Here is a 12,215-nt window from a genome sequence, read left to right as displayed (position 1 = left end):
ATGTTTTTCTCTCTCGCGCTTTCCGCTCTTAACACAACTTTATTACTATACTATCTCTTCTCAAAGTTGTCAACCCTTTTTAAAGTTTGCAAAAATCAGAATATTTGTGAGACAACTATTACTACTATACTAGTAATTTTAAAAAAGTCAATACTTATATTTATTCTTCAAAACTAACAAATGATGTTGTTTGCAGAGTTTCTAACAATTTATGCAATTGATTAGCTGGAACAAATTCTAATTTACCTTCTAGACATTCCTCAACCCCAGACATTTCAGGAACTTCAAATGAATATAATGACATAAGAGCGCCTTCTCTATTAACACTTGTTAACTCTCCTAAGTGCCAAGTATCAAAATTAACTATACCTATTGATTTAAAAGCTCTCAATACTGCACCTAAAGATGTATCCTGATTATGACGATGCATTTTTGCAGTATAAAATTGATAGCCTTTTTCACTGTTCTCGACCAAAAAATAAGGCAAATTGTTTTTTACTGATATTACTGTTGCTGCAATGAGGGACATTTTTTTCTCCTACTTATTTGTACGCTTCAATCCTTCTTCAATCCACTGATCTAACTGATCTTCAATGGGTTTAAAACCTATATTCAAGTGATTATTTGTCCAAAATCTTTTTCGGTAATTAACATTTTTTGTTGGTCCATTACTCTTGGGTATATCTTCTTGACGTAATGATAAACTAATTTTTTTGTTATATTGTTCGATGTCTAATATGGTGACTGAGACTTCTTTTCCAACACGAAGTTCGCTTTTTAGGTCATGCACAACACCTGATTTGCATTCAGATATATGAATTAACCCTTGCGTTTGATCATCTAAAGAAACAAATGCACCGTACGGTTGCACGCCAGTGATTCTGCCATGTACAGTCTGCCCAATATGATAAATTGTCATAAATAAATCCTCAAAAACAATTATAACAAAAAAAACAGACTATCAGTCTGTTATTTCAATAGTTTCTATTTTTACTTCTTTTTTAGGCTTATCGTACATATCAACAGCAACGCCAGCAATTTTGTCTACGATATCCATACCTGAAATCACTTGTCCAAATACAGTATGTTTACCATTAAGCCAAGGCGTTTCTTCAGTTTGTACAATAAAAAATTGCGAACCGTTTGTATTTGGGCCTGCATTAGCCATTGACAGCGCACCACGTATATTTATCAGTTTGTCCGAAAATTCATCTTGGAAACTGCCGCCCCAAATACTTTCTCCGCCCATTCCCGTACCATCTGGGTCTCCGCCTTGAATCATAAAATCTTTAATAACTCTATGAAAAATACTATTATCATAATAACCATTTTGTGCGTGAGAAATAAAATTTTCTACTGTTTTTGGTGTAATATCTGCAAAAAGTTTAATCGTTATATCACCTAAATTTGTCTTAAAGACAGCAGTAGGCCCTGTATATTCTTCAGCATTATGTTGAGGATATTCCGTCATTTTAACCGTTCCTTTAGTCTAATAGTTTATAAATTTAAACTTGATCTTCCAAATCGGGATCAATAATGACATCCCCATTTTCAATTTCTTCCAATGCTTTACCGACAGATTTATTAGAGTCAAATTTTTCTTGTGTTGCTGGCAAACCAGCATCTAATTCACGAGCACGTTTTGCACCAAGTGCAATTAATTTGTAGCGCGAATCAACTTTCTCAAGCAATTTATCAACAGATGGATATAATAGCATAATAAATCTCCCTATAATGTTTTTTCAAAAACACGTGCAACGCGTAAACGTTCTGACGTAATAATAGACTTAATACGTGATACTGCTTTTACCACTTGATCATTTTCTACAGCATAATCATAATTAATCATCTGTTTGAGTTCATCACGTGCAGCACTTACTCTTTTTTCAATAACTTCTTGTGAATCAGTTCCTCTACCAACTAAACGCTCTCTTAAATTAGTTAAGTCAGGAGGTGTTAAGAAGATATAAATGCCTTCTGGCATTTTTGATTTAACTTGCAAAGCACCTTGTACATCAATTTCCAGAAATACATCGCGACCACTAGATAGTGTTTCGTCAATAAAACTTTTTGGTGTGCCATAGTAATTATTAACATACTGAGCATACTCTAACATATCACCATTCGCTATTTTTTCTTCGAACTCATCTTTTGAAACGAAAAAATAATCTTCACCATCAACTTCGCCAATTCTTGGTTGTCTTGTTGTTGCTGAAATAGAATATTGAAAATCAATACCATCTTCTTCGAAAATAGCTTTACGAACTGTCCCTTTACCAACACCTGAAGGGCCAGATAACACTATCAGTAAACCACGCTGCGTCATCATTTTTCCTCTTTATGTACTAATGTGAATATTATACAGGCTTTCCAGTTGATATACAATAACTGTTTTATATAGATTATTTAAATTGAAATTTTGTTTGTTTTTGTGAACACTTGTTCGTATAATATAGATAGAAAAAAATTAAGGAGTGAACAGCATGCAGAACTATATCGCACAAAACTCAATTAATTCACCTTTTTTTAACGGTATTCGTATATTGGAAACAATCAAGCAACTATTCATTCCTAAAAAAAGAGTGCCTATCAAACAACAATTGAATGCGAATACAATCATTAGATTATTGGAAGATGCTTTAAATTCAAACAAGAGTGTTACGATTCAAATTAATCAATCATTACTCTCTGAAGAAGTTGAAAATATTCACGGTGTCGTTTATCAAAATAATGAAGGCCAACTACTTGTTCAGTCACTAATCGATCATAAATTTACCATTATATTACCTGGCACAATTAGACATATATCATAAAAAGAACTCGAAAATTGACATAATTTTCGAGTTCTTTTTATGATAGCTCTGCTACTTGATCAAGCGTTAACTGTGCCAACAAATAATTTATGGCCTTAACATCGATGTATCGCCCAATTGATTCAATATTATTGGTTTCAGATTTAAACCCACTAATTATATTTTTCTCACTCAAGAACAACAAATATGACTTCACTTCTCCACCTATACCGTCTAAATTGTGCCACTCTGGTGTCCAATAATCAAGTAAATGATCCATAATAAATTGATTAATGATAATCGGTGTCCACTCTCTATGCGTTAGATTATATTCCTTTGCAATACCTTCATGTAATGCAAAAAGCATCTTCAAAACGTTTTCAGATATAACATCCTTGACTGAGGTTGCCTTAAATTGTGATAATTTAAGTTCTGCATAGGCTAGTTCATTATTAATATCGTCAGTTGTTAAATTAATATCCGCATTGCCAATATTCCCCTCCACCTCTACTAATGGTTTTAACTTTGGTTGGAGACCTTTGAACGTTTCTGCGATAATCTTTAGATTAAAATCATCATCTTTTTCATTTTCCAATAAAAATTTAAATTGCAGATCATCAATAGCTGATGAAGTCTTAATCATCTCAGAAACATCTTTATTTTGCCATTTGAAAAAATTGATCGACATAATTGTCCTCATAATCATACGCCAAAAATTAATATCAAACTTACTTGTTTCAGTGATAAATCTTGGGTTAACACTAGACTCTTTAACAATAAATTGCTGGATATCATATATTACTGGTACTAATAATACAAAATACCGCCAATCTTTATCATCACTATTAACCAAAGTTGCTTGCATAACTTCATTCATTTTAACAACTGCTTGCTCGTTACTGGTAAACTTTGAGAAACTCTGATTAACCATCATAGCGATAAGATCATCTAAGAAAAAAGAGGCAACCTCAAAAGTTTTTTCATCATATTTATTATGGTGTGTCAAAAAAAATCTTGCGCGAAGAAATCCTGCAAAATCATTATAGTTAAATGGTGGTAATTTTTCTTGCATGTTAAATTTTTGTTTCCGCTTGCGATTTTTTATTTGTTTAATTTGAGCTGATTTTCCTTGTTTCATAATGTCAAACCTTTCTAAATACTTAAATCTAAATTATATTTCCCATTACCAAATTCTTTTAATTTGAATTGAAAAACCTGTTCTTCTCTCTCTAAGTTTAACGTTTTCACTACAGCTTGTCTTTTGCCTTCAAGTTCTGCAATTTCTATTGCAGCATTTATTGAAGATAATACGCTAGCGAAAACTTTTGGCTCAGCAGAGACATAAAACATTTCAGCATGCCCATAAGTACTAGATTTTCTAACGAGGTTAACAGAAATTTTATATCGATTTACATCAAAAACAATATGATTGAAATTAAAATCACGTGCGTAATGAAACAAAGAAGATAAAAAAGCTGTTGAATCAAATTTTTCTTTTATCATGACATTTTTAATGTGCTTAATTGCACTTCCTTTTTTTGAATAGATTATCACTTTTATTGTACCTATAAAAAGTAATTTATACAAAAACTTATTACTTGAAAATAGTTTTGAATAAAAAAAGCCTAAATCAGCTTAGACTTTTTATTACTTTGTTTTATCTTCAATTTTTTCAGTAATATCAGCTATTTTCTTGTTAATTTGACTTTTAGTAGTATCAATATTTTTTTCAACATCTACTTTAACGTCTGCAACTTTAGCTTCTGCTTCTTCAGATAAATCATTCAAATCATCTTCAAGATGCAAATCACCTTGTGTTAATTCAATATCTTCATTACTAAACTTATCTTTTAAATCTTGCAAAGAATTTTGTGCTTTATCAACATATGTCGTTGCAAAATTTTTTGCTTTATCAACATATGGTGCAGCTTGATCAGTTAAATTTTTGACTTTATCATTTGCCAATTCAACTTTTTCAGCATATTTTTCTTGACTTTTTTCTTTCAAATCCATAGCTTTGTCTTTTGCTAAAGTAGTAACATCCCCAGCCAGTTCAGCCCCAATATACGCCGCATCATAAGCTTTATTTTTAACTGATTCAGCCGTATCTGCTGCTACTCTCTTCAACTCATCTTGTTTATCTTTAGGTAACGCTTTAAATGCAGCATATGCTGCAACACCTGCTAATACACCTGCTAAAAATCCTTTTGCTTTTGACATGATTATTTCTCCTTCTTATGAGATTTACGTTTTTTGTAATTACCCATTACTGTTTTTGCTACTGCCGCTGCAACCCCACTAGCACCAAAACTCGTCGCTGCTTTTGCTGATGAAAATTTATTAGTCACTACTTGTATCGAACTATTTAATTGTGAAACAGTAACAGAAAGATCAGCAACGGCCTGGACTGTAGGATCAAGTGTTTTCACTTTCTCATTAACATCATCTAGCAATGTATTTGCATTTCCTAAAATTTCGTTACTTGATCGTGCTATTGTATCAACATCCATTGTTATAATACTCAAAGAATGTGTTAATTTTAGTAAAAAAACACCAATAAACAGCACTAACAAAAGAAACGCAACAGCAAAGATAATGAGTGCAAGTTGTCCTAGTTCCATAATCCCCTCCAAAATATTAATAGTCATAAATCAACAATGTAAATACTAATATGAAAATTTAATGACTTTCATATGATATCAGTATAACAAAAAAAACTACTCATTGAGTAGTTTTTATATTAATGTGCGTAATCAGTTGCTCTTGTTTCACGAACTACAGTAATTTTAACATGACCTGGATATTCAAGATTTTCTTCAACATCCATTTTGATATCATGGGCTAATACAGTGGCTTGCAAATCACTAAGTTTTGTAGGTTCGACAATTACACGAACTTCCCTACCTGCTTGAATTGCAAATGCTGTTTCAACTCCATCATATTGATTAGCTATTGATTCCAACGCTTTTAACCGCTGAACATAATTTTCTAGTGATTCACTACGTGCACCAGGTCTTGCAGCACTTATACCATCTGCGGCTGCCACCAATTCTGAAATTGGTGATATAGCCTCAACATCACCGTGATGCGATGCAATTGCATTAATAACAACTGGTTTTTCATTAAACTTTTCTGCTAAACGGACACCAAGTTCTACATGAGAACCTTCTACTTCGGCATCCACCGCTTTTCCAATATCATGTATTAAACCAGCGCGCTTCGCAAGCGCGACATCCATTTTAAGCTCGGCTGCCATCATTCCCGCAAGTTTTGCGACCTCTATTGAATGTTGGAGCACATTTTGACCATACGAAGTACGATAATTCATACGACCTATCATTTTTATTAAATCAGGATGAATACCACGTAATCCTAATTCAAAGACTGCTTCTTCGCCTTTTTCACGAATTGTTTCATCAATTTGTCGTCGTGCTTTTTCAACCATTTCTTCAATTCTAGAAGGATTAATACGACCATCTGAAACTAGTGTATCGAGCGCCATTTTGGCAATTTCACGTCTAATTGGATCAAATCCGCTCAATACAACTGATTCTGGTGTGTCGTCTATGATTAAATCGATTCCAGTTAATGATTCAAGTGTCCGAATGTTACGACCTTCACGACCAATGATACGACCCTTCATGTCTTCACTTGGAAGATGAACAACCGATACTGTAACATCAGCTACAGCATCGGCTGCTGAACGTTGAATAGCCTGTACAACAATATTTTTGGCGCGCTTATCAGCTTCGCTTAGAGCATCTTCTTCATACTCCTTGATCAAAGAAGCTCTTTGTTGTATTAGTTGATCTTTGGTTTTGCTTAAAATCTGATTTTTGGCATCTTCAGGAGTTAATTGTGCAATTAACTCTAGCTTTTCCTGTTGTGAAATTACCAGGCTTTCAGCAACCTGTTGTTTATGATTTACATCATCAAGACGCTGCTGAACCTGATTCTCTTTTTGAATCATCTGAGCATCTCTTTGATTTAAGGCTGCATCTTTTTTATCGAGGTTTAAAATGCGGTCTTCAAGCCGTTGTTCTTGTTGCTGCAACTGTTTTTGACGGTCTTTAAATTCGTTGTCTATTTGATAACGATAATCTTGAGCCATTTCTTTTGCATCAGTTCGAGCTGCACGTGTTAAACTTTTAGCTTCATTATTAGCTTGTTCAAGAATGTTTGCTGCAATTTGTTTCGTTGAAGCTATTTGCTTTTTGTCATGCGACATATGCAAATAATAGCCTAAACAAATACCCATTACAATTGCGAAGAGCACTGAAATGATTGTAACTACCATGAGTTTTTTCCTTTCAGTTTGTGAAAATTTAATAATCACATGCTTTAAGTATATCTATAAAAAAGCTTAAGGTCAAACAAAAAAAAACTAGAAAATACTTAATGCTTAAGTCGTCTCCCTAGTTCTCTTTCTTGATCTCTACGCTTGATATCATCGCGTTTATCGTACTTCTTTTTTCCACGACCAATACCTATTAACACTTTTGCAAAACCATTTTTGAGATACACTTTTAGCGGGACAATTGTCACACCAGGCTCACTACTAGCCTTCAATAAGGTCTTTATTTCTCGTTTATGCAATAATAGCTGTCTAGTTCTCAATGAATCAACATTAAAGCGATTTCCCTGTGTATAAGGAGCAATATTAACATTTGTTAACATCGGATTACCATTATGAATAGTAACAAAACCATCTCCAATAGTGATCTGCCCAGCACGTACAGATTTAATTTCTGTTCCTGTCAGTGCTATTCCTGCTTCAAACGTTTCAGATATTGCATAATTAAATCTTGCTTTACGATTTTGTGCCAAAATGCCTTTATGGTCATTTTTCTGAATTTTTGACATGCTATGTTAGTACCACCTTTTAAAAAAGAATAAACTAAAAATTACGCTTCGAGTCTCGTCTTTGCCCTTGTTTTTGGTCTAATGGACCTTTTTTAGTTATTGGTCCTTCAGACTTTCCTCTTCTTTCATTTTTTCTACGTTCATCACGATTACGGCCTTTGCCAAACTTACCTTTTGTTTTTGATGCAACTCGTATGTCTGTAGTTGGTGCACTTTCTGGGTCAACTAAAATAAAATCAACCGTTCGTTCTTCCTTATTAACACGTAATACTTTAACTCTAACTTTTTGCCCAATTTGAAAAATACGGTGTTTAGATCGACCAATTAAGGCAGCATGGCTCTCATCATACTCATAATGATCATCAGTTAGATTAGAAATATGTACTAATCCTTCAACTGTATTCTCCAAACTAATAAATAGACCAAACTTTAAAGCAGAATTAACAACACCTTCAAATTCTAAGCCAACTTTATCCATCATATACTCAGATTTTTTCAAGGCATCAACATCACGCTCAGTATCAATAGCTCGACGTTCTCGAGTACTGGTATCTTCACCAATTTGTTGCAATTTATCAGCATACTTTGCTTGCGATTCAACGCCTAGACCATGTTTTTCATACCATTTAATTAAACGGTGTACTGTTAGGTCAGGGTATCGACGAATTGGCGATGTGAAATGTGTATAGTATGATGCACCCAAACCAAAGTGGCCAACAGGATCAGGTGAATATTTTGCTTGTTTCATTGCACGTAACATCATCGTTGAAATCATTTGTTCAGCCGGATCACCAGCCACGTCTGCCATTAGTTTTTGTAACATGGCTGGCGTAACTTTACTTGGATCACCATAAACAGGATGCCCCAATGCTTTAGAAAACTCAAAAAATGATTTTGCTCTTTCTTCATCGGGTGTTTCGTGGATACGATATAAGAAAGGCACTTCTAATTTATCAAAATGTTCAGCAACTGTTTCATTTGCAGCTAACATAAAGGATTCGATCATGCGCTCTGCAGTACCGCGCTCTCTAAGTTTAATATCAATTGCCTTACCGTCATCATCAACAATAATTTGCGCTTCTGGTGCATCAAACTCTATAGCTCCACGCCTTTTACGCATATTATAGAGAATTTCATGAAGTTCCCCCATCACTTTAAACATTGGGGTTAACTGTGCATACTCTTCTTGAACAAAAACATCCCCTTCAAGAATTTTATTCACAGCGTCATACGTCATCCGAGCGTGTGATTTAATAATTGAGGTATGTAAACGGTGATTAACAATACGTCCCTCTGGATTAATTTCCATCTCAGCAGACATCGCTAAGCGATTTACGTTAGGATTTAAAGAAGCAATACCGTTAGAAATATTTCTTGGTAGCATAGGTATAACTCTGTCAGTCAAATACACAGATGTGCCCCGACGATAAGCTTCTAAATCAATTAATGATCCTTCCGTAACATAATGAGAAACATCTGCGATATGGACCCCCAAATGATAGTTACCATTATCTAATTTCCAAGCAACTACTGCATCGTCAATATCTTTGGTATCGGCACCATCTATTGTAACTAAGGTTTGTTCAGTAATATCTTCTCGACCCTTAAAATCAGTAGCATTAACTTCATTCGGAATTTTTTTAGCTTCATCCAAAACTTCTTGTGGAAAATCACTAGGAACTTTTTTAGAGTGAACAATCTGTAAAATGTCCATACCTGGCTCATCTTTAAAGCCAAGTGTTTCTGTTACATGTGCTTCAAGTTCACGAGGATGTGTTTTATCAGGAAAACGAGTCACTTCAGCTACAACAACTTGTCCATCACTTGGAACCAACCCTTTGTCGTTAACCAAAACTTTATAGTTCATGGCTTTCTTATCACTAATTCGCAATTCTCCAATGGCGTGCTTAGCTTCTGAACCCAAAGAAAACGTACCCACGATTCTTTCATAGGCATGCTCTAGAATTTCTGAAACTTTACCCTCCGCGCCACGATCTGGTGAAGATGATGGTTTAAGTGTGATAACTCTAACTTTATCGCCTTGCATTGCCTGTAATGTATTTTCTGGGTTTATAAAAAAATCAGGTAACTCGTCATCGTACTTAACAAAACCAAATCCTTTGTCATTGGCACGATAGTCACCCACAGTTTCCCCTGACTTTAAATTAAAAGTATATTTGTCAGATTCAACTGTCAGTGTTCCTTCGCGAACTAATGCGTTCATTGCATTCACGACTTTTTTATATTCAGATGCCGAATTCATACGTAAGCCATCTGCTAAATTCTGTGCTGTAAAACTCTGCCCTTGATTTGCTTTTAAAAATCCACTTATTTGGTGTTTTAATTCTTCTATTATCATTGATTATTTCTTTCTTTTTTCAAAAAAAAAGTCAGTCTACAAAAAAGCAAACTGACCATCATATTCTAGTGTGCTGATAGATACATCAGAGCAAAACCGATAATAAACCATACAGTGCCTAAAGTCGCAGTTGCTCGTCGCATAATTGCCTCAAACCCCCGAGATTTACGCTCAGCAAACAGTTCCCCAGCGCCACCTGAGAGAGCTGACAATGCATCTTGTTGTTTACTTGGTTGCATCATGACTGTCACTATGAGTAAAAAACCCACAACAATCAAAGCAACAGTTAGTACTTGTTCCACAGTCGTTCCCTCTACTTTAAATCGTTAATACCAATTATAGCAAATTACTAATAAATTTGCACATGATATATTTTAATATGAACTTAACCTGTTCAAAAGTATAAAATTTAGTTTCCAGCCAATAAACTAAACATCAAAATGCCACCTGCAATTCCAACGTTAAGGCTTTCTGCTTGACCTTGAATAGGAATGTATAAGTTAGCAGTTGTTTTACTTGCTAATTCATCTGACATTCCTTGTCCTTCATTACCCACAATTAAACCAAATTGTGTACTAGGTTCAATTGAACGATATGATTTAGCAGACTCATTTAATTGAGAACCATAAACAGGCAAACCATTAACAGATAAGGCTTCTGTCCAAACTGTCAAATCTCCACTTAATACCTCTAAATGAAATTGAGACCCCTGCATTGCACGAACGACTTTTGGTGAATAAACATCTGCTGTTCCTGCACCAATTACCACACCCTTGAAACCAGCAGCATCTGCTGTTCGTACCAAAGTTCCTACATTTCCAGGATCTTGAACATTATCTAGTAATAACCACGCACCATCATGAACATAACTTGGATCAAATGTTTTTTCGGGTAATGAAATTTCTGCAAAAATACCCTGTGGCGTGTTAGTTCCTGCAATATGTTTTGCTACTTCTTCACTAATTTCAAATGCGGGTACCCCATGAGGAACATCGCTCAAGTGAAGTGCCATTTGCGCTTCAGTAGCCATAACAGCATGGAATTTTGCATTAGCTTTGATAGCTTCTTCTACCAAATGCCAACCATCTAATAGATAGGTACGATTTTCTTGTCTTCCTTTTTTAGTAGCTAGCTTTGCCCATGCTTTAACACGATTATTTTGATTTGATAAAATACGATCCATTTTTTTACGCTTTCTTTATTATAAAAACTGACAAAAGTACGCCAAAAAATGACGTACTTAACTATTAACGTTGCTGTTTTCCAGCATTACGTTTTGAATTATTGCTCTTTTGGCTTTTTGATGCCGTTTTTTCTTTAATATCTGTATTAGAGGTTGCTTGACTAGGTATTTTAGTCTCTGCTAATAAATCATCAGCTGTTTTTTTAATTTTAAATTCCAGACCAACTCTCTTTTCAAGACCTGGACGTTGAAAATGTAAAATCAATGTTTGTAGTAATGCAAATAGTCCGCCCACTACAAAGTATAATCCAATGGCACCACTTGCAATCATTGCAAAAACAAAAATCATTATTGGACTAATAAACATCATTGCAGCTGAAGTCTTTTTTTGTTCCTCAGGCATATGTTGCATTGCAAGCCAAGCTTGAATTAAATAAATAATTCCCGCAAGTATTGCAAAAACAATTTGCGGATTAGTTAGATTAAACCCTAAAAACGTTGCACCTTTTAAAGATGGAGAATGTAAAATGGCAGAATAGAGACCAGAAAAAATTGGTAACTGCATTGCCATCGTTAAGAAAGAGATACCGCCAATTACGCTAACATCATTTTCACGATATAATGACATCATTGCCATGCTTGCTCGTTGTTGTTCTTCAGTTGTACCAGCTTTACGAGAACGTGCTTGAAGCTTATCTATTTCCGGCTTAAGCGTTTGCATCTTAATTTGATTAATAGTTGTGTTGACTTGTTGATTTAAAAAGAAAGGTAATAATACTAATCGCAAAACTGCTGTGATAATAATAATTGCCCAACCAATCCCATCTACACCACCAATTAAATGTGCAATATTGGACATAATGTCAGCCAATGGGTGCCCAATCCAACGATACATTTTACTATGTTGATCATAGCCACCGGTAATTAAAATAATGTCTAAAATGACAAAAGCTGCTGTTAAAATGCGCTTTACTTGTTTCATATTTTTTATTTTCTCCTGATTATTACAGAAGTTAAT

Annotated in this window: 16 protein-coding genes; 1 reads left to right on the top strand and 15 read right to left on the bottom strand. The window is 34.5% G+C overall.

What is annotated here, in order from left to right; translation table 11 throughout:
- Positions 1–160: 160 nt before the first annotated feature.
- From K5Q12_RS03570 to gmk, 5 genes are read right to left on the bottom strand one after another with little or no spacing between them, the layout of a single operon-like run.
- Positions 161–529, bottom strand: a complete 369-nt coding sequence (locus K5Q12_RS03570; protein ID WP_220742348.1) for a hypothetical protein — start codon at positions 527–529, stop codon at positions 161–163.
- Between the two features lie 9 nt (positions 530–538).
- On the bottom strand, positions 539–919 hold the full coding sequence (locus K5Q12_RS03565) for a CvfD/Ygs/GSP13 family RNA-binding post-transcriptional regulator (RefSeq protein WP_220742347.1): 381 nt from the start codon (positions 917–919) through the stop codon (positions 539–541).
- Positions 920–961: 42 nt separating this feature from the next.
- On the bottom strand, positions 962–1,471 hold the full coding sequence (locus K5Q12_RS03560) for a peptidylprolyl isomerase (RefSeq protein ID WP_220742346.1): 510 nt from the start codon (positions 1,469–1,471) through the stop codon (positions 962–964).
- Positions 1,472–1,505: 34 nt separating this feature from the next.
- Positions 1,506–1,718: a DNA-directed RNA polymerase subunit omega gene (gene rpoZ, locus K5Q12_RS03555; RefSeq protein ID WP_220742345.1), complete on the bottom strand. Its 213-nt coding sequence runs from the start codon at positions 1,716–1,718 to the stop codon at positions 1,506–1,508.
- 11 nt (positions 1,719–1,729) lie between these two features.
- On the bottom strand, positions 1,730–2,326 hold the full coding sequence (gene gmk, locus K5Q12_RS03550; RefSeq protein WP_220742353.1) for a guanylate kinase: 597 nt from the start codon (positions 2,324–2,326) through the stop codon (positions 1,730–1,732).
- Positions 2,327–2,483: 157 nt separating this feature from the next.
- On the opposite strand from gmk, the gene K5Q12_RS03545 reads away from it, so the two are divergent.
- Positions 2,484–2,813 (top strand): hypothetical protein, encoded by a 330-nt coding sequence (locus K5Q12_RS03545; RefSeq protein WP_220742344.1) that lies wholly within the window; start codon positions 2,484–2,486, stop codon positions 2,811–2,813.
- A gap of 37 nt (positions 2,814–2,850) precedes the next feature.
- Here the strand turns inward: K5Q12_RS03545 and K5Q12_RS03540 are convergent, their stop codons facing one another.
- The 10 genes from K5Q12_RS03540 to yidC form a co-directional block, all read right to left on the bottom strand.
- Entirely contained in the window at positions 2,851–3,930 is a 1,080-nt protein-coding gene (locus K5Q12_RS03540; RefSeq protein WP_220742343.1) for a metaphase chromosome protein 1, read from the bottom strand.
- A gap of 14 nt (positions 3,931–3,944) precedes the next feature.
- Positions 3,945–4,295 carry a hypothetical protein gene (locus K5Q12_RS03535; RefSeq protein ID WP_220742342.1) on the bottom strand — a complete coding sequence of 117 codons (351 nt, stop codon included), beginning with the start codon at positions 4,293–4,295 and terminating at the stop codon, positions 3,945–3,947.
- Positions 4,296–4,439: 144 nt separating this feature from the next.
- On the bottom strand, positions 4,440–5,012 hold the full coding sequence (locus K5Q12_RS03530) for a hypothetical protein (protein ID WP_220742341.1): 573 nt from the start codon (positions 5,010–5,012) through the stop codon (positions 4,440–4,442).
- 2 nt (positions 5,013–5,014) lie between these two features.
- Complete coding sequence (locus K5Q12_RS03525) at positions 5,015–5,413, bottom strand: DUF948 domain-containing protein (RefSeq protein ID WP_220742340.1); 399 nt, start codon at positions 5,411–5,413, stop codon at positions 5,015–5,017.
- Positions 5,414–5,532: 119 nt separating this feature from the next.
- Positions 5,533–7,089 (bottom strand): ribonuclease Y, encoded by a 1,557-nt coding sequence (gene rny / locus K5Q12_RS03520; RefSeq protein WP_220742339.1) that lies wholly within the window; start codon positions 7,087–7,089, stop codon positions 5,533–5,535.
- Positions 7,090–7,187: 98 nt separating this feature from the next.
- Positions 7,188–7,655: an SsrA-binding protein SmpB gene (gene smpB, locus K5Q12_RS03515; protein ID WP_220742338.1), complete on the bottom strand. Its 468-nt coding sequence runs from the start codon at positions 7,653–7,655 to the stop codon at positions 7,188–7,190.
- A gap of 34 nt (positions 7,656–7,689) precedes the next feature.
- Entirely contained in the window at positions 7,690–10,014 is a 2,325-nt protein-coding gene (gene rnr / locus K5Q12_RS03510; RefSeq protein ID WP_220742337.1) for a ribonuclease R, read from the bottom strand.
- A gap of 65 nt (positions 10,015–10,079) precedes the next feature.
- Complete coding sequence (gene secG / locus K5Q12_RS03505) at positions 10,080–10,316, bottom strand: preprotein translocase subunit SecG (protein ID WP_220742336.1); 237 nt, start codon at positions 10,314–10,316, stop codon at positions 10,080–10,082.
- Positions 10,317–10,423: 107 nt separating this feature from the next.
- Positions 10,424–11,197: a TrmH family RNA methyltransferase gene (locus tag K5Q12_RS03500; RefSeq protein ID WP_220742335.1), complete on the bottom strand. Its 774-nt coding sequence runs from the start codon at positions 11,195–11,197 to the stop codon at positions 10,424–10,426.
- Between the two features lie 64 nt (positions 11,198–11,261).
- On the bottom strand, positions 11,262–12,179 hold the full coding sequence (yidC, locus tag K5Q12_RS03495; RefSeq protein WP_220742334.1) for a membrane protein insertase YidC: 918 nt from the start codon (positions 12,177–12,179) through the stop codon (positions 11,262–11,264).
- Positions 12,180–12,215 lie beyond the last annotated feature (36 nt).

The sequence above is a fragment of the Leuconostoc palmae genome, from assembly GCF_019656075.1.
Lineage (GTDB): Bacteria > Bacillota > Bacilli > Lactobacillales > Lactobacillaceae > Leuconostoc > Leuconostoc palmae.
Note: the sequence above shows the minus strand (reverse complement) of the source record. Positions and strands in the feature narration are given on the sequence as shown.